Raw genomic sequence first — 18,180 nt, 5'->3', positions numbered from 1 at the left:
AATGACTGTTCGTGGTTGTCATGGCGCAGGCTTAGGCCTGCGCACACCTCACCTCAGGGATGTCATCAGAGACCAGCCTGATGTTCCCTGGTTTGAAGTCCATATCTGTAATTATTTGGGCGGCGGTTTAAGCCACGCACTCTTTGAGCAGATTCAGGAGCGCTACCCCTTGAGTTTTCATGGGGTAAATCTGAATCTGGCCGGGGTCGAGCCTTTTGATCCTGACTATCTGAAGCGCCTGAAGCAGAGGGTGGATCGATATAACCCTGTCATGGTATCGGAGCACGCCTGTTTCACCAGCCATCAGGGACATCTCTTTCATGATCTGCTGCCGGTGCCGTTTACTGAAGCAGCAGTGCTGCATCTGGCAGCACGTATCAGGCAGGTTCAGGATCTGTTAGGCCGTCAGATAATGATCGAAAATCTGTCACGCTACTTTGTCTATGAGGAGAGTGAACTGACCGAAGGGCAGTTCATGGCAGCAGTGTGCTCAGAGGCAGATTGTGGCTTGCTATTGGATCTGAATAACGCTTATGTCAATCAGCGTAATCTGGGTGAATCAGTCGAAGATCTGTTGAAAGAGCTTCCTCTTGATCGGGTAGGAGAGATTCATCTCGCCGGATTTGCTGAGCAGGATGGGGTATTGATCGATACACATGGCAGTGCAATCTGTAATGAGGTTTGGGATATTTTTGAGCAGTTTGTGCAGCTCAGGCCCAATATCCCAACCCTGATTGAGAGGGATAATAATCTACCTGACTTTAGCTCGCTTGAGCTAGAGCGATCAAAGGCCCAGCAGATACTGGATCAGGCCTCTCAAGATCAGCGGGCGGTGCTATGAAACAGACGAGCTATATAAAGAGTCTGAATCAGTTCGCAGAGAGGGTTCTGATTGGTGATCCCTGCGTAGCGCCCTACACCAATAACTATATTGGGGTACATGCCGCAGCGCTTGAAAACACATTTTTAATGGTCAAAGCGTTGCTAGATGAACCTGTTTTTGCCGCTTTAACCCGCGTTTATGCGCAGCATTATCCAGCCAGCTTGTGGGATCTGAATCGTTTTGGTGAACGGTTTTCGGAGTTTCTGCGGGCACAGGCGCAAGGACCTCGTGGTGATCAGGTGCAATGGAGATGGGTGGCATCGATCGCTGATCTGGAATATGCGATTGCACTGCAGTACTACGCTGATCTGGATCTTCAGGCGGGAGGAGATGTCATAAACGTTGCGGTGTGTGACCCAGAGGAGATGACAGAGGAGCGCTTGCTCTATCTAAATCAGCTCCATCCCTATCTTTCTGTATCAGTGGAGTGTGTTCATGCTCAGCAACTGGCCGTCTGGCGCCAGGGATTACAGGTGATCTTGGGTGCCCTGGACAGGGGAGAGATCTAATGGCTTGTGAACTGGATAATGCTCTGCTTAAGAGAGGATACCGGTCTGCCGTCTCCCTGAGGCCGAAGCCGCAACAGATGCGGTAAGAGGCTAAAGGTGTCGCTATGGGCGGAGAGGGGAGCTGCTATTTTCTCTGATCGATGGTGTCTGAGGGATATTTGACTAATTTTGTTATTCCAAACAAACGCGCTTCAATTTAAGGTATCACGCATATACGTGTTTGGAGTGATTATGAGTAGTGACAAAGGGAAGTTAATACACAGTTGTGAGATGCCTGTTCGTTGGGGGGATATGGATGCCTATGGACATGTTAACAATGCGATGTATCTGAGGTATCTGGAAGAAGCGCGAGTCCAGTTGATCGAGAAGATGAATGTAGTGATGGACCCTAACGGTCTGGCACCTGTGGTGATCAATGTTGGTTGCTCGTTCTTCAAACCGGTGGTATACCCCGATCAGCTTCGAATCGATTGCTACGTCAAAGACCCCGGACGCTCCAGCTTTATGACCACTTATGAGGTGTTCAGCGCATCTGACCCTGAAAATCCTGTCAGTGAGGGTTATGCTAAGGTCGTTTGGATCGATCACCGGACAGAAAAATCTGTTCCTTTACCTGATTCAGTCAGGGCGATGATTGAGTAATATAAACCGTGCGCCATCAGCGTGTGGCGCTGATCTTGCGAGTCGGGGTATAGCCAAATCCGTGGGGGGATGAACTTGCACGGCTACCCGGTTCAAGACTGACGATCGCCAGACTCAGGCAGAGATACTCATGTTGCCAGTGTTGGTAGTTTCGCTCCCACTCCTGTTTGAGTGTTTCGATACTTTTCTCATCGGCAAACAGATCTGCTTTCCGATCCTCTGCTGTAGAGAGTTCACCGCTAACCAGATCAGCAAAGGTCGGCATGTTGTTAGCGTACATATCGATGCTGAGCTTTTCTGAACAGTATTGCATCATCAGAGCACTCAAACGCTGGTGGCTGAGAGGGGCAGTAGAGAGTGATTCTACCATCTCAGTAATATCCGGCCGATAGCACTTAACCGTTCCATTCACAAACAGGACAGCAACCAGATGATTATCAATCCGGTAGAGGGTTCTGATTCTTCTCTGCATCCGCTGGGTATAGAGCGCATGGAGCCTTTCAGGTTGGTACTGTTTGAGCATCTCGAGATAAAACTTCTCCAACTGATACGGTGAGGAGGCTTTATCGATAAGGTCAAGCTGTTTCCTGATCGGTTCATCAATCAACACTTGAGTTAAAGCATCGTATTTTTCAACTGCTGGATCTAACGAAAACATGATGGTCCCCTGAAATACGAGAATAATAGATAAAGCAATCTCAGTGCCATCGGTTGTAACTTGTTGAATTTATGTACAGTAGTAGTGCGGCAGTTATCCTTATACAAAACAAAGTGGCAATGCATTGCCGCTCTGTCAGGCAGATGAAGGCCCTTCAACTTGCGCCAGCGGAGAATAGGTGTGGTTGTAGCCAAGGAGGTCAGCTAACGGCATAAAACGGAGATCCGTAATCTGGATGACTGTGGATACAAACCCCCTTCCAACTGACTATCCATACAGTTTATTTGAATAAGTTTGATTTTATGGCTCGTTTTACTGCTTAGAAGCGCTCGTTTTTATCCTTGCAATTCAGCCAAAACGATTAGATATTAATCACTTAGGGAATTCGCTGTGTGGAATAACGCGCACAGCCAGTCATCAAAGCGCGCATGCTCGTTTTTATCGGAGGAAAATGACGGTGCTGTCTAAAAACTATTTAGATTCAATATATTGCAGCATTTCATCCTTTTTCTCTTGGCAGAAAAACGCGCACGCTCGTTATTAAAATGTTATGCGTAAAAAGATCATCACATCGAGCTGATTATGGATAAAAAGAAATACCAAGGTTACATAAACAACTTCAGAAGAAGATTGGCGCAATATCTAAAGCCTGGCATTGGCTTACTATGCAATGTTTATCCTTCAGATGATGGCGGCGCAATTCTTGAGTTCGTTATTGGCGTTAATACCGAGAATGATGACCTTTATAAGGAAAGCAGTAAGACCTTAGGGGCAGCATTATCAAATATCGAACAAAGAGCATTTGGTGGAAATCTAGAAGGTTTTTCATTTGGTGGTACAAACACAATCCTTGAAAACGATCGAATAATTTACATTAAGGAAGCCAATCCTAATGAATGGAGTGATTCCGCAGCCGAGAGAGAAGTATCAGCACTAATATCTAATTCTCAGAGGGCCTCAAAATGAAAATAGGCCCAGTAGAAGGAACACCGGAAGAGGTAAACAACTTCTTTCAAAATAATGGACTCAACCCATTAGATTATTTTGAAAAGCCAGAATCTTCGTTACAAACCAGATGGCTTATCATTCCGGCACTGCTGTTTGTTGCTTCATTTGTACTGTTAGCACTTGTTGGAGATGACTACTCAAAAACAAAAGTTGTACTGTTTTTGTCCGGGTTTGCATCAAGTGTATGGCTAGCAGTTTGTGTACATATCCGTTTTAAAACAGCTTGGGGGGCCGGTGCAATTATCTTTGCTGGGTTGCTAATTATGCTTGTAGCACTTGGAGTGTTAGAGCCTAAACAGCTAACTGAGTACTATCAAAATGAAAAATCGCATAACAAGTAGCTCCACCGGACAAAATACTCGCTGCGCTCGCATTTTCCCGGTGAGCTAGGCGTTAATATCCGCTTTAGGTTCAAAAGCGGATTTATTCTGTCTGATTAAGTTTTATCTATTACGAAAAACGACAGTAGCTCGCTTAGTTTTAATGAGTGGTTATCCGGTTGATGGGTGAAATAAATTCACCTATCAACTGAAGATAGTTCGTTTGTGGTTAAGCGATATAGACTTTAGTATACAGCCTGAAATTTACAGGATATCACTAAGGAATATAGAGTATGCATAACCTAGGTACAGGCCCTTACATTGAAGAAGCACGTCAGTTACGTCGCGAGTTTACAGCTCAGATGATCCGTAATCTGTTCAAAACAGTGAAATCATTGTTGCAGGTTGAACTGCCGAAGTTTATTCCGGGACCACTGGCTCATCGTTAAGAGAGCCAGCCTTCCCGGCGGTGTAAGATAACCCTATCTCTTTTGAATCATCCCACCTCTTCAAGTTGCACTATCTGCCGGTCTCAGTGCCGGAAACCTGCCATCAGCGTCTGAAGTCTATGTGACAGCTCTGTTAACTGCTGACTTGCTTGCTGAATCTCGTGCGAAGCACTCTGAGTATCTTTAGCTTTTTCAGAGATAGAGATCACATTCTGGTTGATCGTATCCGCTACCACCGCTTGCTGCTCAGCTGCACTGGCTATCTGCAGGTTCATCTGTGAAATGGTGTTGGATTCCTGCGTGATTGAGCGTAGGGAGTTTCCTGAAAGCTCAGCCTGATGAGCACTTTTGTTCGCAGCGTCACGACTGTGTTCCATTGCATTGACTGCATTTTCGGCAGCGCTCTGCAGTTTAGTCACCACCTCTTGAATCTCTGTGGTTGCTGACTGGGTTCTGCTGGCCAGTTGACGCACCTCATCAGCAACTACCGCAAAGCCTCTGCCTGCATCGCCGGCGCGGGCGGCTTCAATGGCTGCATTCAGGGCAAGCAGATTGGTTTGCTCCGCTATATCGTTAATAACATTTAGAACTGTTCCGATGCTTTCACTGTCCTGAGCCAGCTGTTCCACCACGGTTGCTGCGCGTTCCAGCTCTCCGACTTGGGTGCCGATTGTCTCGATCGTGTTATTGACCTCTATATTGCCTTGAGCGGCAGAGCTATCGGCTGTACCTGCTGCTTTGGCGGCTTCCTGGGCGTGAGAAGCCACTTCATTGGCTGTTGCCGTCATCTCATTGATAGCCGCGGCGGCTTGTTCTGTTTCCGCTGACTGGAGTTCAATCGATTCTGCAGCACTCGTACTGATCAGCCGCATCTGCTCTGCTGAGTGGTTAAGTTCAGCGATGGAGCGGTTAACCCCAGTTACCGTTACCCTGATCTTGCTGACAAAGGCATTAAAACCTGATGCAAGGGTAACAAGCTCAGAAGCGCCTGATTCCTTAAGTGATACGCTAAGGTCGCCGTCGCCCTGACCGATCAGCTGTAGGTTCTCTGCAACATGGCGGATAGGGTAGACCACGGTGAAGATGATCACCCCCAGTGCCAGCAGGGCTACCAGAATTCCGGCACCGGCTGCGACAGCGATGAGCATTGATGAGGTTGTGACCAGTTCATCTACCTTGGAGACTTCTGCATTCACGAGTTCGCCACTTTGGGTTTCCATAATGGCCAATGTTTTGATCAGGTGATCTACGATCTGGCTGAGATTGTTTCGCTCTTCACGAAAGGTCATGTAATCAACGATCATCTGGCTGGCACGTTGATCGAAGCTGCCGTAATGTTTTTTCAGGGTGTCTGCAGATTTGCTCAGAGATGGGTCTGACATCGCCTGATAGGTTTGTTCGACGATCTGTGCCAGCAGTTCTCTGTCTGTTTTGATCTTCTTGAGCTGGGTGCTCATATCATTGGCAGAGAATAGATCCTGAAGAGAGGTGCTTGCCAGGATGATGTTCAACCGAACCAGATCTAGCTGGCTTTCGATCTGCTCCATTTGTGAGACATAGTTGACGTCATAAATGTTGTTGCTGATTAACTCCTGGATCTTATCCTGAGTGGCTGTCGTGTCATTCAACAGTGTCTGTATGTTCTGCTGCAGTTCAGACTTTTGCCCTTTTAGCTCTTCATGGCTGGAGAGAATAGAGAGTCGCGCACCGCGATACCGGCGGATAGCAGAATCGGTCTGTTTTAAGGTTTTTTCATCGATCAGACCTGTCTCTTTGATCGCTTTAAGGGCGGCTTTTGATTCCTTCTGATAGGCGCGCATCATCTTACGACTCTCCTGTTTTGAGATGTCGTTAGAGAGTATCCGCTCGGTCAGCAGCATTTCGCCCTGAAGGTTAATGGTGGTACGCATACCGCCGTCTGAAGTGGTGCGTGCATCGCCTGAGACAAAGAGCAGTGATTCTGAAACTTTGTTGACCCCGTATATCCCTGCTGCGCCACAGGCGACGAGTATGACAAGCATGGTGATGAAACCGATACCCACGCGGGCACCAATTGATATATTCATTAGATTTCCCCTAACACTAAGCCGTTATTATTATTTTTAATACTTACTTCTTAAGACGTAAGTTGAATAAATAATATATTAACCAATACCATAAATGATAGTGGCATTATCGGTCAGGGTGAGGGGTTAATTGGATCGCTGCATTCTCAGTCTGGCGGTCAGAATGATCGCTGCAGCGGTCATGATTCCTGCCATCAGGTAGCTATTAGAGAAGGAGTGACTCTGTTCGGCCAGGTACCCTGCGATGGTCGGTCCGGTAATCTGGCCGATACCAAAGAAAAAAGTAACGTAACCAAAAACTTTTCCAGCTTCGATCGGCGGGAGCAGGTCACTGACGGTCGCTGCGATAATGGCTGGAATACTGAAAGCGGTGAGACCAAACAAAACCATTGAGGCGAACAGGGAGAGTTGTCCCATCTCTGACGCCGCCAGCAGGTAGGAGCAGGTTTGCAGGGCAAAGACAGAAGCCAGACCGGCTTTACGTCCAAAGTGATCAGAAACCCAGCCAAAAAGAGCACCGGAGAAGATACTTAAGACACCGATAGCCATCCAGAGAAAGCCCGCTTTTGCCTGCGTGAACTGATATTGTTCAACCAGTGTCGTGACGATAAATGTTGCGTAGATCACGTAGGTGAAACCGAACATAAAATAGATTGAGCCGATATGCATAATCAATCTGCGCATATTAGCGGGAGCACGCTTTTCGGCGGCGCCGGGAGCGCCATCATTTTTCTCCTGATGGCCGAAGGCTTTTAATCCGAGTTCCTGTGGATTGTTCCGGATAAGTGCAGCGGTGATGAGTGCCGCAACGATGATCGCTATCCCAAATAATCCCCAGCCATAACGCCATCCATCTTGCAGCCAGTGTTGGTTTAACCAGGGGATCAGCAGGCCACTGGTAACAATACCCATTCCGTTACCAATGATCATGTAACCCGCAGCACGGCCTCTGTATTTTGGTGCAAACCAGTGAGCGACCAGACTCATCGCGGTAATGTTGGCCGCACCACTGCCGATGCCGGTGATAAAGTAGAGAGCGGTAATGATGAGATAGTGTTCACTCTGGCTGACAAACAGCATGCTGATACCAACCATCAGCAGGCCGGTGACGATCGATCTGCGTTCACCCAGGCGTTTGATCATCTGGCCGCAAATTAAGACGGCAAATAGATAGCCGATGAAATTTCCCGTGCTGATGAATCCCATCTGTGTGTAGCTAAGGGTCAGGTCATCACCCATAGAGGGAAGCAGCATGCCGAGTGCAAAGCGGCCCAGCCCTAAGCAGGAGAACAGGGTGAAAATGCCGGAAAGAATAATGATCCAGGCATAATGGATTTTGGAAATATTCATATAGGGCAGTCGGTCAACTAATTAGCATGTGAACTAAATATTTATTCTTCAGCGCTGCTAACCGCCTTAAGGTGATCGGATTTCAGGCAAAAAGATGGATCGAAGGATCATACAGGGAAGCGGGTGAGCGGGGAAATGTTTCTGTTAAGGGGTAGGGGAAAACGGGATCTGAATGGATCCCGTTTTAATGCGCTTATGCCTTGGAATCGACCATAAACGTAGCAGAACCAGTGGCTACCAGTTTATCGGCAACGGTAACATCGGTTTTGCATTTTACGCGACGGCGGCGTGTATCGATCTCTTCAACAGTAAGGGTCGCTTTCGCCGTATCTCCGATGAAGACTGGAGCGCGGAATTTGATCTGCTGATCGATGTAGATGGCACCGGGTCCCGGCAGCTTGGTTCCTGCTACGGTTGAGATCAGGGCAGCACTGAACATGCCATGGACGATACGCTTTTCAAACTGCGTTGTTTTTGCGTAATCATCATTGATATGCACGGGGTTTGTATCACCGGAAACGCCAGCAAAAAGGCAGACATCTGCATCAGTGATGGTTTTAGCAAAGCTGTCGCTCATGCCTACTTCAAGATCTTCAAGATAGTAGCCGTGTAGTTCCTGCATCGGGGGCACCTTAGTCATACTGATTGATCTGCGCATGATACGTAAACCGATATTACATAGCTATCTGATTCCCTGTTACGTAACAATTTGTAAGATTTTTTTATGCATCAATCTGGAGTTGATTTGGCGAGTAAAGCGCTTTGTTTTTACAGCTGAACTGTCAACTTGGCGCTATTTCCTGTATCTTACAGGGCTAATTTTTTCTAATGGATTTGAGACCCGTTTAACCATGATTATCAAGCCAAAAATTCGCGGTTTTATCTGTACTACGACTCACCCACAGGGGTGTGCGGCAAATGTTCGTGAACAAATCGAATACACTCAGAAAAAGGGTCCGATTGAGAACGGTCCTAAGCGTGTTCTGGTTGTAGGCGCATCTAGTGGTTACGGACTCTCATCCCGTATTGCGGCAGCTTTCGGTTCAGGTGCTGCTACGATCGGTGTTTTCTTTGAGAAGCCAGGTACAGAGCGTAAGCCAGGTACAGCGGGTTGGTATAATGCAGCAGCTTTTGATGCAGAAGCGAAAGCCGCAGGTCTGTACTCTAAAAGTCTGAATGGAGATGCGTTTTCTCATACAGCAAAAGAGAAAACGATCGAGCTGATTAAAGAGGAGATGGGTCAGGTTGATCTGGTGGTCTACTCACTGGCTTCACCGGTTCGTAAGATGCCGGATAGTGGTGAAGTGATTCGCTCCTGCCTTAAGCCGATCGGTGAGCCATACAAGTCTACCGCGATCGATACGAATAAAGATGTGATCATCGATGCTGAGATTGAGCCTGCTACTCAGGAAGAGATCGATGCAACGGTTACCGTAATGGGCGGTGAAGATTGGGAGCTGTGGATGAGCGCGTTGGGAGACGCGGACGTGCTGGCTGACGGATGTAAGTCTGTTGCGTACTCCTACATCGGATCTGATATTACATGGCCGATCTACTGGGATGGTGCTTTAGGTAAAGCTAAACAGGATCTTGATCGGGCAGCTAAAGCGATTGATACCAATCTGGGTGCCAAAGGTGGTCAGGCGAATATAGGTGTTCTTAAATCGGTTGTTACTCAGGCGAGTTCTGCTATTCCGGTTATGCCGCTTTATCTGGCTATGTGCTTTAAAGTCATGCGTGAGAAAGGTCTGCATGAAGGTTGTATGGAACAGGTTCAGCGCCTGTTTGCGACAGGCCTTTATGGTGATGCTGCGCAGATGGATGAGAGTAACCGTTTCCGCATGGATGACTGGGAGCTTAAAGAGGAGGTTCAGAATGCGTGCCGTGAGATCTGGCCGCAGGTAACCTCTGAAAACCTGTTCGATCTGACCGATTACCAGCTTTATAAAGATGAGTTTCTAAAGCTGTTTGGTTTCGGTGTTGAAGGCATCGATTATGATGCAGATGTTAATCCAGTAGCAGAGTTTGATGTTGCTGATATCTGATCCGATGAGATAGGTTGTTGAAACCGGAGTTTTTAAATGTAAAAACTCCGGTTTTTATTTGTAACTCTTTCTAACCGCACCATGCCATACCCCTCTTTCTCGATTTCCTGCCATTTATGATCAGTTCTAAGCGATTAACCCTCTGAGACGTAGGGCCTATCGGGCGTATAAGGGCACCTTTTAAAGCGGGTGAGCATTTTTCACTGGGCGACCCACCGGCTTTCTGGGAAAATGGCAGCTCATTCTATTCCTGAGTTAGCCAGCTTTATGATCCGTAAATCTCCAGATCTTTTCTCCTTTCCTAAATATTGGGCGGAATGTTACGCCCCTGCACCGTTTCTCCCTACGAGCAGGGAGGAGATGGATGCTTTGGGCTGGGACAGTTGTGATGTGATCATTGTGACCGGTGATGCCTATATCGATCATCCCAGTTTCGGGATGGCAGTCATTGGTCGTGTTTTGGAAGCTCAGGGATACCGGGTTGGAATCATCAGTCAGCCGGACTGGACTGATACCACTGACTTTATGGCGCTGGGGGAGCCGAACCTCTATTTTGGCGTGACCGCAGGTAATATGGATTCACTGATCAATCGTTATACCGCTGATAAGCGTATGCGACATGATGATGCCTATACAGCAGGTGGCATGGGTGGAAAGCGACCTGACAGGGCGGTCATCGTATATAGCCAGCGTTGTAAAGAAGCGTTCAGAGAAACACCGGTTGTTCTGGGGGGGATTGAGGCTAGCCTGCGACGTATTGCTCAATATGATTACTGGAGTGATAAGGTGCGTCGCTCCGTGCTGATGGATGCTACCGCTGATGTATTGCTTTACGGTAATGCTGAACGGGCAATTGTTGAGTTAACTCACCGATTGGCAGGCGGCGAAAAGATTGAGCAGATACAGGATCTGCGAGGTACTACGATCCTGAAGTCCTCACTTCCGGCAGATTATGTTGAAGTTGATTCAAGCCGTATTGACTGGCCGGGCTATATCGATCAGCTTCCGAATCCCTACGAGTATCACGATGTAGAGAGCTGTGATAAGAAGGATTCTTCAGCGACGGATGTGCAGCCGCTGAAAATTATTCCAGCCCCGCTTAAAGGCAAAGAGAAGCTACCGGAATCAACCTATATTCGATTGCCTTCATTTGAAAAGGTGTCTAAAGATCCGGCGCTTTATGCCCATGCTTCCAGAGTGTTGCATCAGGAATCAAACCCGCATAACGCCAGAGTGTTAGTGCAGAAGCATGGAAACCGGGAGTTGTGGGTGAATCCACCGCCGATACCTCTGTCGACAGAGGAGATGGACAAGGTCTTTGGGCTACCTTATCAGCGAATTCCTCATCCTCGATATGGGCAGGCCAAAATACCGGCATTCGATATGATTAAGTTTTCGATCAATATCATGCGAGGGTGTTTTGGGGGCTGTACCTTCTGCTCAATCACCGAGCATGAAGGGCGTATCATTCAGAGTCGGTCCCACGAATCTGTTATCAATGAGATAGAGGAGATTAGAGATAAAGTGCCTGGGTTTACAGGAGCTATCTCCGATCTGGGTGGGCCTACTTCGAATATGTATCATCTTAACTGCAATGATCCTGAGATTCAGGCATCTTGCAGGAAGTTGTCCTGCGTCTATCCGACGATCTGTAAGAATCTGGATACAGACCATAGCCCAACTACTGAGTTATATCGTAAGGCGCGCAAGGTCAAAGGGGTCCATACAGTATCGATCTCCTCTGGGTTGCGTTATGACCTGGCTGTTGAGGATCCGGAATATGTTCGGGAGCTAGTGACTTACCATGTAGGTGGGTATCTGAAAATCGCTCCTGAGCATAGTGAGGAGGGTACCCTCACCAAAATGATGAAACCGGGGATGGGTACTTATGACAGCTTCAAAAAAATGTTTGACCGTTTCTCCCGTGAAGCGGGCAAAAAACAGTACCTGATTCCCTACTTTATCGCTGCTCATCCAGGCTGTGAAGATGGCGATATGGTTAAGCTTGCGCAGTGGTTAAAGCGTAACGAGTTTAAGGTGGATCAGGTGCAAACCTTCTACCCTTCACCTATGTCTCTGGCGACAGCGATGTACCACTCAGATAAGAATCCGCTGAAAAAGGTGACATATAAGAGTGAGAAGCTATACACCCCGAAGAATACGGAGCAGCGTAAAATTCAAAAAGCGTTGCTACGCTATCATGATGCTGAAAACTGGCCACTGCTTCGAGAAAAACTACCCCAGTTGGGCTACGCTAATCTGATCGGGGAGGGAGAAAACTGTCTTGTCCCTGCGGAAGAGGGTGTGCAACCTAAAGGAAAAAAAGGAGCAAGAAGGCAGGAGAGTAGTGGTCGTGGTCAGCAGAGGAAAACCGCTGGGGCGCGTTCAAAAACATCCACTTCTCCAACATTTAAGAAGCCGGGCAAAAGTAAAGCTAAAAAACGTCAGCGCTCGTTAAAACCGAGATAGCTTAGCGTTTTTAGTCCGGTTTGGCCTTTGTTATGAGCGCACTATACTTATACCGTAAATTTGTCAGGTGGTGGTCATGTTGTATTTTGCGTATGGCTCAAATCTAAGTGTTCCGAGATTAAAGGCGCGTATACCCGGCGCTCAATTTATCGGAACCGGCTGTCTGGCGCAGCATCAGTTTCGCTATCATAAAAAGGGTAAGGATGGATCTGCTAAGGCCGATGCATTGTTCACCGGGCGTGATACTGACCAGATTATGGGTGTGATCTACCGGATCTCACCTCCAGACAGGCCTATCCTCTCAGCTATTGAGGATGAAGGTATTGGCTACGAGTCAAAATCTGTACTTATCTCAGGAGAGGATGGTGCTCAGGTAGAAGCATTTACCTATGTTGCATTGCATATCGACCGTAGTCTTCTCCCGTTTGACTGGTATCACCAGCACGTTCTGTTTGGTGCTAAGCGGGCAGGTTTTCATGAGGGGTATTTGGAGTTCCTATGCAGCCTACAATGTCAGATCGATCAGGATGATTCTAGAAGGGCTAAAGAGCAGTCTATCTATAACAGGAGGTAGATCTTTAGAATTCTTTATTTGCCCCCCTGAAGCGGAATCTGACTTGATTTAGAATCAATTATAAAATTTGCTGATGTCGGCCAAATCGATTGATAGAATAAGCGTAAGCAGAGCTTGTTGCTGTTTTAACTAACTCGTATTTCTGTTTGTTAAACAGAAAATTTATGGAGGGCTCACCATGACTGATACAGATAAAACCCATCCCAAATTTATTGAGGCCATGGAGAAGTTAACTGCAATGAGTGAGGAGGAGCGTTTATCCGAAGAGAATAAAGAACTCTTCGAACAGGCGATGAATTATGCGCCATTAGATATCCAGCCCAAACTGATCGCTATTCGTAAGAAATACGATGAACTACATTGAACTAATTCAGTTTCAAAACCTACAATGCCGCTTTTCAGCGGCATTGTCGTTTTAGACTAAATCATTAATTCCTCGAGTGATTCCTCTTCAAGAAACTCATCAGCGCTTATTGGGATAGGGATATTGTCTGTCTCATGCTCCTCATCATAGGCGAATCCAAAGCTGATACAGAATTCGTTAATATTATCGATGGACTGTTCATAACAGTGTTCAAGCGCGCCTGTAACCTCTTCATCATCTAATAAATTGAGATTGTCGAGTACTTCGCGTGTGACTGTGTAGCCTGCGGTGAAGCTTTCCAGCAACATATTGGAAAAGCGTTCAAGTAGAGTCTGTTCGCTTAATTGTGGGTGTTGCTCAGAAAATATGAGATATAACCCGGTTGCTGAAGCCGTAAGTTGATCAGCTATGCATACGGGTGATCGGTCGACGACCGGATCTAAACTTCCTTCTATGTTTAGATGACTGCATTCGATCATAAAAATTTCATTGAGTTGATCGATTGTTAGTTCGTGAAGCAGTTCTAATGCCTGGTGACTACTATCAGGTTCATTGTCCTGATCTGCCGGTATGAGTGCTGCTGCGGAAGTGTTTCGGTGTGTGGTTGTAGTAGTCATAATAGTCGAGCTTTTTTTAGGTGCAGCCATTACCTTATTAGCTTGTTGTTTGGAAAGTCGTCTATCCATAAATACCTCCACAATTTGAGGGGGCTCTCCATCACATTAAGTATTGAACAAATTAACGGTAGCTGACTGATTTTTATTCATCTGTATTTCGCCATGGTCTAAAAAAATTCAGCTAATGGCGTTCAATAGGCATGGAAATGTTGTTAAAACATGCTTCTTATAATTTTTTGAATAGCGTTGGCTATTGTATATACCGCAGGGTTTGGAAATAGGTGTAAAGATAGGTATGAAGCGTTTAATTATGTTGTTTATGGGGTTGTCGCTTGCTGGGTGTGGTTCTCTGGAGCCTTCTTCTTTGAAGCAGGTAGACACAAAACAGCGCACTGAAGGGGATATTGAGGCGTTTGTTCATTGGCCAGATCAGGTTAAAGAAACTTCAGGTTTGTCATATGGGGCGGGTCAGCTATGGACCATCAATGATAGCGGAGATGGGCCAATCTTATATGGCATCGATAAAAAGAATCAGGTGAGCAAAGTTGTCCATGTAGAGGGTGCTGAAAACATTGATTGGGAAGAGTTGGCTCAGGATGAGCATTACCTTTATATCGCGGATTGCGGTAACAATAGAGGAGATCGTGACCGTCTTCAGATATATAAAGTGTTGTGGTCGGAGCTCAGGCAGGTAGTAACTGGGGGTTCGGTCCCATCTGAAAAAATTGTATTTAGCTACGCAGACAAAGAGGGTGAGGTGAACAAGTATGCGCATAACTTTGACTGTGAAGCTTTAACAATCGTTAACGGTAAATTATGGCTTTTCACTAAAAATAGAGGTGATAAACAAACCAAGCTGTATCTGCTGGACACTAAGAGCGTCGAGCAGGAAATTTCACCTGTTGCATCCTATCCGGTTGAGGGATTAATAACCGCAGCAGATTATGATCACCAGCGGAAGCGCTTAGTCTTATTGGGGTATCAGAAAGGCGTTATTCTCGGGCAGTCATTTATCTGGACGATGCCGGTCAATGGATTGCCTGGTTGGGATCATGCTAAAAAAGTTGTTTTGAAACCTTTCGCGCAATGGGAAGCGATTTTGTGGGATCCCAAAGGTAAAGATGGGGAGCTTTTGCTGACAAGCGAGAAAAATCCTCTATTGGATGTTGGAATCGGTATCCTTCGGTTATCTGAGAATTAACCGATCAGGTATGGAGTCGTTAGCAGCCAATCCAGTATTCATCTATAATGGCGATCCTTTTTACGCTTTCTAATTATTAAGTTACGAATCATGTTGCAGATCTACAACACACTGACCAAAGAAAAAGCACCTTTCACACCTCTGGAAGAGGGGAAAATCAAAATGTACGTTTGTGGGGTGACGGTCTATGACCTTTGTCATATTGGTCACGCCCGTGTAATGGTCGCGTTTGATGTGATTACCCGTTTCCTCAGATCTCAGGGGTGGGATGTAGATTATGTACGTAACATCACCGATGTCGATGATAAAATTATTAAACGAGCAGCAGAGAATGGTGAGGAACCTCATCAGCTGACTGAGCGTATCATTGCAGCAATGCATGAAGATGAGGCCGCGTTATCCGTATTGCGTCCGGATCAGGAGCCGAGAGCGACAGCATTTATCGGCGATATTATCTCTCTTGTAGAAACCCTGATTGAGAAAGGTTTCGCTTATCCGGCGAGTAATGGGGATGTTTACTATCGGGTAGAGAAATTTGCTGAGTATGGAAAGTTAACCAATAAAAACGTTGATGAGCTGCGTTCAGGCGCGCGTGTAGAGGTTGATGAAGCCAAGGAAAGTCCGCTGGACTTTGTCCTGTGGAAGTCGGCGAAAGAGGGAGAGGTTAGCTGGGATTCTCCTTGGGGCGCCGGGCGTCCTGGTTGGCACATAGAGTGTTCAGCAATGTCTAAATGCTGCTTGGGTGATACCTTTGATATTCACGGTGGAGGCCCTGACCTGCCATTTCCGCATCATGAAAATGAGATCGCTCAATCTGAAGCAGCTAATGGCTGTACCTATGTGAACACCTGGATGCATGCAGGACCTGTTCGGGTGAACTCTGAGAAAATGTCAAAATCTCTGGGGAATTTCTTCACGATTCGTGATGTTTTGGATAAGTATAATGCTGAAGTTGTACGCTTTTTCCTTGCGCGCGTGCACTACCGTACCTACATAGATTACAGTGAAGATAGCCTTAAAGAAGCGCGGGTAATGTTAGAGCGTTTCTATCAGGCCCTGCGTGGTGTTGATGCTGTCGTAGGTGAGGTCGATAACGACTTTGATCAGCGATTCGTTGATGCGATGAATGATGACTTTAATACGCCGAAGGCGGTATCTGTCCTCTTTGAATTGGTTAATGAGTTGAATAAAGCCAGTCGTGAAGGCTCTGAGTCAGCAGGGCATCTGGCGGCTCAGTTGAAACGCCTGGGTGGTATTCTGGGACTTTTCCAGCAGGATGCAGATGCTTTTCTGAAGGGAGAGGATAAAGAGGGTGAATTGAGCAGTGCTGACATCGAGTTGCTAATCAGTCAGCGTGCTGAAGCGAAGAAGATGCGTGATTTCGCTGAATCAGACCGTATCCGCGATGAACTGGCTGAGCAGGGGATTATTCTCAAAGATAGCAGAGAGGGGACGACCTGGTTCAGGGAGTCTTAACCGCGATAAGATATTAAAAAAGGCGGCCTATAGGCCGCCTTTTTTAATGGATAATGCAGGCGTTAAGCTTCCTGTTTGTTGGCAGCTTCCAATGTGTTTTCCATTAGGGTAGCCACTGTCATCGGGCCAACACCACCAGGAACCGGTGTGATAAACCCGGCACGCTTTTCAGCTTCTTCAAAGCCAACGTCACCGACAAGGCGGCCATCTTCAAGACGGTTTATGCCTACATCAATTACGGTAGCGCCCTCTTTAATCCATTCGCCTTTTACCAGGCCAGGGATGCCTACACCGACTACGACGAGATCTGCACGTCTTACATGTTTTTCAAGATCGATAGTGAAGCGGTGGGTAGTAGTTACTGTACAACCAGCAAGGAGCAGCTCCAGAGTCATAGGGCGGCCAACAATATTAGATGCACCTACAACAACCGCCTCCATACCATGAAGATCCTGGCCAGTAGATTCCAGCAGCGTCATAACGCCTTTCGGAGTGCAGGGGCGAAGCACAGGCATCCGTTGAGCTAGACGACCTAAATTGAAAGCGTGGAAACCATCAACATCTTTCTCAGGAAGAATTCTTTCTAGAATCTCATTACCATCAAGATGATCAGGAAGCGGTAGCTGAACCAGAATGCCGTTAACTGAACTGTCACTGTTCAGCTCATCGACCAGGTCTAAAAGTTCCTGTTGTGTGGTTTCTGCAGGTAGGTCAAACGAGCGTGATTCGAATCCTACTTCACTGCAGGCATTCTTTTTATTCCGTACGTAAACCTGAGAGGCTGGATCTAAACCTACCAGTATAACTGCCAGGCAGGGGGCTTTTTTTCCGTCATTCACTCGTTGCTGTACACCTTCAGCAACACGACGGCGAACATCTGCGGCTATCTGCTTGCCGTCAATAATCTGCGCGCTCATATTAAAGGGAGATTCCTTTAGTAAAATTAACTGGTGTGAATTCTCTCATGGTTGGGGTAGAGCGCCAAGCGCCTTTTAATAATTAGGTTATTACGCCGTAAAAATGAGTTGAAAGGTGACATTGCTGAAGGATTAAGCAGGAAACAATTAATGGGATCAATAAGATAGAGGTTGATAGGGTATTTGCGCGTAAAATATTCAGTGCTGAATACTCCTTGATCAATCTAACTCTTTTATTTTAAAAGATAAAAAAAAGTGTTGACGCTGAAAAAAGGGGTGTATATTATGCGCACCTCCTTAAGGCGAGGCACTAAAAACGGCTATCTGTTTAAGTGATTCTGGCTTCAAGGTCTGACAAGTGAGTCGGGCGCCTATAGCTCAACTGGATAGAGCAACGCCCTTCTAAGGCGTAGGTTCCAGGTTCGAGTCCTGGTGGGCGTGCCATTTGTCAGAATTGAGAATTATGGTGGGTATAGCTCAGTTGGTAGAGCTCCGGATTGTGATTCCGGCGGTCGTGGGTTCGAGCCCCATTATCCACCCCATTTCTCAATTAAGATGCGGACGTGGTGGAATTGGTAGACACGCCAGATTTAGGTTCTGGTGCAGCAATGTGTGAGAGTTCGAGTCTCTCC

Annotated in this window: 18 protein-coding genes and 2 tRNA genes; 14 read left to right on the top strand and 6 right to left on the bottom strand. The window is 46.7% G+C overall.

What is annotated here, in order from left to right:
• Position 1 precedes the first annotated feature (1 nt).
• The 3 genes from Q0882_RS00100 to Q0882_RS00090 all read left to right on the top strand — a co-directional run bounded on the left by Q0882_RS00100 (position 2) and on the right by Q0882_RS00090 (position 2,034).
• The gene (locus Q0882_RS00100) at positions 2 to 841 is read left to right on the top strand and encodes a DUF692 domain-containing protein (protein WP_299176361.1); all 840 of its coding nucleotides are present in this window, start codon (positions 2 to 4) and stop codon (positions 839 to 841) included.
• Positions 838 to 1,392, top strand: a complete 555-nt coding sequence (locus tag Q0882_RS00095; RefSeq protein WP_299176359.1) for a putative DNA-binding domain-containing protein — start codon at positions 838 to 840, stop codon at positions 1,390 to 1,392. The genes Q0882_RS00100 and Q0882_RS00095 overlap by 4 nt, the downstream gene beginning before the upstream one ends.
• A 231-nt stretch (positions 1,393 to 1,623) precedes the next feature.
• Positions 1,624 to 2,034: a thioesterase family protein gene (locus tag Q0882_RS00090; RefSeq protein ID WP_299176357.1), complete on the top strand. Its 411-nt coding sequence runs from the start codon at positions 1,624 to 1,626 to the stop codon at positions 2,032 to 2,034.
• Positions 2,035 to 2,050: 16 nt separating this feature from the next.
• Here Q0882_RS00090 and Q0882_RS00085 read toward each other — a convergent pair whose 3' ends face one another.
• Complete coding sequence (locus tag Q0882_RS00085) at positions 2,051 to 2,692, bottom strand: hypothetical protein (RefSeq protein ID WP_299176354.1); 642 nt, start codon at positions 2,690 to 2,692, stop codon at positions 2,051 to 2,053.
• A gap of 582 nt (positions 2,693 to 3,274) precedes the next feature.
• On the opposite strand from Q0882_RS00085, the gene Q0882_RS00080 reads away from it, so the two are divergent.
• The 3 genes from Q0882_RS00080 to Q0882_RS00070 all read left to right on the top strand — a co-directional run bounded on the left by Q0882_RS00080 (position 3,275) and on the right by Q0882_RS00070 (position 4,469).
• Complete coding sequence (locus Q0882_RS00080; RefSeq protein WP_299176352.1) at positions 3,275 to 3,658, top strand: hypothetical protein; 384 nt, start codon at positions 3,275 to 3,277, stop codon at positions 3,656 to 3,658.
• Positions 3,655 to 4,041 (top strand): hypothetical protein, encoded by a 387-nt coding sequence (locus Q0882_RS00075; protein WP_299176350.1) that lies wholly within the window; start codon positions 3,655 to 3,657, stop codon positions 4,039 to 4,041. The genes Q0882_RS00080 and Q0882_RS00075 overlap by 4 nt, the downstream gene beginning before the upstream one ends.
• 272 nt (positions 4,042 to 4,313) lie before the next feature.
• Positions 4,314 to 4,469: an RSP_7527 family protein gene (locus Q0882_RS00070; RefSeq protein WP_299176348.1), complete on the top strand. Its 156-nt coding sequence runs from the start codon at positions 4,314 to 4,316 to the stop codon at positions 4,467 to 4,469.
• Between the two features lie 83 nt (positions 4,470 to 4,552).
• On the opposite strand, the gene Q0882_RS00065 is transcribed toward Q0882_RS00070, so the two are convergent.
• The 3 genes from Q0882_RS00065 to Q0882_RS00055 all read right to left on the bottom strand — a co-directional run bounded on the left by Q0882_RS00065 (position 4,553) and on the right by Q0882_RS00055 (position 8,507).
• A complete protein-coding gene (locus Q0882_RS00065) occupies positions 4,553 to 6,535 on the bottom strand; it encodes a methyl-accepting chemotaxis protein (protein ID WP_299176347.1) in 1,983 nt (660 codons plus the stop codon).
• Positions 6,536 to 6,661: 126 nt separating this feature from the next.
• Positions 6,662 to 7,885, bottom strand: coding sequence for an MFS transporter (locus tag Q0882_RS00060; RefSeq protein WP_299176346.1), 1,224 nt, complete (start codon positions 7,883 to 7,885; stop codon positions 6,662 to 6,664).
• A gap of 193 nt (positions 7,886 to 8,078) precedes the next feature.
• Complete coding sequence (locus tag Q0882_RS00055) at positions 8,079 to 8,507, bottom strand: MaoC family dehydratase (RefSeq protein ID WP_299176343.1); 429 nt, start codon at positions 8,505 to 8,507, stop codon at positions 8,079 to 8,081.
• A 229-nt stretch (positions 8,508 to 8,736) separates the two neighbouring features.
• Between Q0882_RS00055 and fabV the strand changes: the two genes are divergently transcribed.
• From fabV to Q0882_RS00035, 4 genes are all read left to right on the top strand, one after another.
• Positions 8,737 to 9,930 (top strand): enoyl-ACP reductase FabV, encoded by a 1,194-nt coding sequence (fabV, locus tag Q0882_RS00050; RefSeq protein WP_299176340.1) that lies wholly within the window; start codon positions 8,737 to 8,739, stop codon positions 9,928 to 9,930.
• A gap of 267 nt (positions 9,931 to 10,197) precedes the next feature.
• Positions 10,198 to 12,399, top strand: a complete 2,202-nt coding sequence (locus Q0882_RS00045; protein ID WP_299177401.1) for a YgiQ family radical SAM protein — start codon at positions 10,198 to 10,200, stop codon at positions 12,397 to 12,399.
• Positions 12,400 to 12,475: 76 nt separating this feature from the next.
• Complete coding sequence (locus Q0882_RS00040; RefSeq protein WP_299176337.1) at positions 12,476 to 12,973, top strand: gamma-glutamylcyclotransferase family protein; 498 nt, start codon at positions 12,476 to 12,478, stop codon at positions 12,971 to 12,973.
• 178 nt (positions 12,974 to 13,151) lie between these two features.
• The gene (locus tag Q0882_RS00035) at positions 13,152 to 13,337 is read left to right on the top strand and encodes a hypothetical protein (protein ID WP_299176334.1); all 186 of its coding nucleotides are present in this window, start codon (positions 13,152 to 13,154) and stop codon (positions 13,335 to 13,337) included.
• A 56-nt stretch (positions 13,338 to 13,393) separates the two neighbouring features.
• Here the strand turns inward: Q0882_RS00035 and Q0882_RS00030 are convergent, their stop codons facing one another.
• Entirely contained in the window at positions 13,394 to 14,023 is a 630-nt protein-coding gene (locus tag Q0882_RS00030; RefSeq protein ID WP_299176331.1) for a hypothetical protein, read from the bottom strand.
• 226 nt (positions 14,024 to 14,249) lie between these two features.
• On the opposite strand from Q0882_RS00030, the gene Q0882_RS00025 reads away from it, so the two are divergent.
• Together Q0882_RS00025 and cysS are read left to right on the top strand one after the other, a co-directional pair.
• Entirely contained in the window at positions 14,250 to 15,155 is a 906-nt protein-coding gene (locus tag Q0882_RS00025; protein ID WP_299176328.1) for a hypothetical protein, read from the top strand.
• Positions 15,156 to 15,245: 90 nt separating this feature from the next.
• Positions 15,246 to 16,631: a cysteine--tRNA ligase gene (cysS, locus tag Q0882_RS00020; protein ID WP_299176325.1), complete on the top strand. Its 1,386-nt coding sequence runs from the start codon at positions 15,246 to 15,248 to the stop codon at positions 16,629 to 16,631.
• A gap of 62 nt (positions 16,632 to 16,693) precedes the next feature.
• Here cysS and folD read toward each other — a convergent pair whose 3' ends face one another.
• Positions 16,694 to 17,548 (bottom strand): bifunctional methylenetetrahydrofolate dehydrogenase/methenyltetrahydrofolate cyclohydrolase FolD, encoded by an 855-nt coding sequence (gene folD, locus Q0882_RS00015; protein ID WP_299176322.1) that lies wholly within the window; start codon positions 17,546 to 17,548, stop codon positions 16,694 to 16,696.
• Between the two features lie 367 nt (positions 17,549 to 17,915).
• On the opposite strand from folD, the gene Q0882_RS00010 reads away from it, so the two are divergent.
• Both Q0882_RS00010 and Q0882_RS00005 read left to right on the top strand, forming a co-directional pair.
• Positions 17,916 to 17,992: transfer RNA gene (locus Q0882_RS00010), tRNA-Arg, on the top strand.
• Positions 17,993 to 18,014: 22 nt separating this feature from the next.
• Positions 18,015 to 18,090: transfer RNA gene (locus tag Q0882_RS00005), tRNA-His, on the top strand.
• Positions 18,091 to 18,180: the final 90 nt, after the last annotated feature.

This window comes from uncultured Neptuniibacter sp. (assembly GCF_947498015.1).
Taxonomy (GTDB): Bacteria; Pseudomonadota; Gammaproteobacteria; order Pseudomonadales; family Balneatricaceae; genus Neptuniibacter.
The sequence above is the reverse complement of the archived record's forward strand: the minus strand, read 5'-3'. Positions and strand labels throughout refer to the sequence as shown.

What these genes read in the sequence shown, in the direction of transcription:
- Q0882_RS00100 (WP_299176361.1), top strand. Translation starts at nt 2, where the DNA reads ATGACTGTTCGTGGTTGTCATGGCGCAGGCTTAGGCCTGCGCACACCT.
- Q0882_RS00095 (WP_299176359.1), top strand. Translation starts at nt 838, where the DNA reads ATGAAACAGACGAGCTATATAAAGAGTCTGAATCAGTTCGCAGAGAGG.
- Q0882_RS00090 (WP_299176357.1), top strand. Translation starts at nt 1,624, where the DNA reads ATGAGTAGTGACAAAGGGAAGTTAATACACAGTTGTGAGATGCCTGTT.
- Q0882_RS00085 (WP_299176354.1), bottom strand. Translation starts at nt 2,692, where the DNA reads ATGTTTTCGTTAGATCCAGCAGTTGAAAAATACGATGCTTTAACTCAA.
- Q0882_RS00080 (WP_299176352.1), top strand. Translation starts at nt 3,275, where the DNA reads ATGGATAAAAAGAAATACCAAGGTTACATAAACAACTTCAGAAGAAGA.
- Q0882_RS00075 (WP_299176350.1), top strand. Translation starts at nt 3,655, where the DNA reads ATGAAAATAGGCCCAGTAGAAGGAACACCGGAAGAGGTAAACAACTTC.
- Q0882_RS00070 (WP_299176348.1), top strand. Translation starts at nt 4,314, where the DNA reads ATGCATAACCTAGGTACAGGCCCTTACATTGAAGAAGCACGTCAGTTA.
- Q0882_RS00065 (WP_299176347.1), bottom strand. Translation starts at nt 6,535, where the DNA reads ATGAATATATCAATTGGTGCCCGCGTGGGTATCGGTTTCATCACCATG.
- Q0882_RS00060 (WP_299176346.1), bottom strand. Translation starts at nt 7,885, where the DNA reads ATGAATATTTCCAAAATCCATTATGCCTGGATCATTATTCTTTCCGGC.
- Q0882_RS00055 (WP_299176343.1), bottom strand. Translation starts at nt 8,507, where the DNA reads ATGCAGGAACTACACGGCTACTATCTTGAAGATCTTGAAGTAGGCATG.
- fabV (WP_299176340.1), top strand. Translation starts at nt 8,737, where the DNA reads ATGATTATCAAGCCAAAAATTCGCGGTTTTATCTGTACTACGACTCAC.
- Q0882_RS00045 (WP_299177401.1), top strand. Translation starts at nt 10,198, where the DNA reads ATGATCCGTAAATCTCCAGATCTTTTCTCCTTTCCTAAATATTGGGCG.
- Q0882_RS00040 (WP_299176337.1), top strand. Translation starts at nt 12,476, where the DNA reads ATGTTGTATTTTGCGTATGGCTCAAATCTAAGTGTTCCGAGATTAAAG.
- Q0882_RS00035 (WP_299176334.1), top strand. Translation starts at nt 13,152, where the DNA reads ATGACTGATACAGATAAAACCCATCCCAAATTTATTGAGGCCATGGAG.
- Q0882_RS00030 (WP_299176331.1), bottom strand. Translation starts at nt 14,023, where the DNA reads ATGGATAGACGACTTTCCAAACAACAAGCTAATAAGGTAATGGCTGCA.
- Q0882_RS00025 (WP_299176328.1), top strand. Translation starts at nt 14,250, where the DNA reads ATGAAGCGTTTAATTATGTTGTTTATGGGGTTGTCGCTTGCTGGGTGT.
- cysS (WP_299176325.1), top strand. Translation starts at nt 15,246, where the DNA reads ATGTTGCAGATCTACAACACACTGACCAAAGAAAAAGCACCTTTCACA.
- folD (WP_299176322.1), bottom strand. Translation starts at nt 17,548, where the DNA reads ATGAGCGCGCAGATTATTGACGGCAAGCAGATAGCCGCAGATGTTCGC.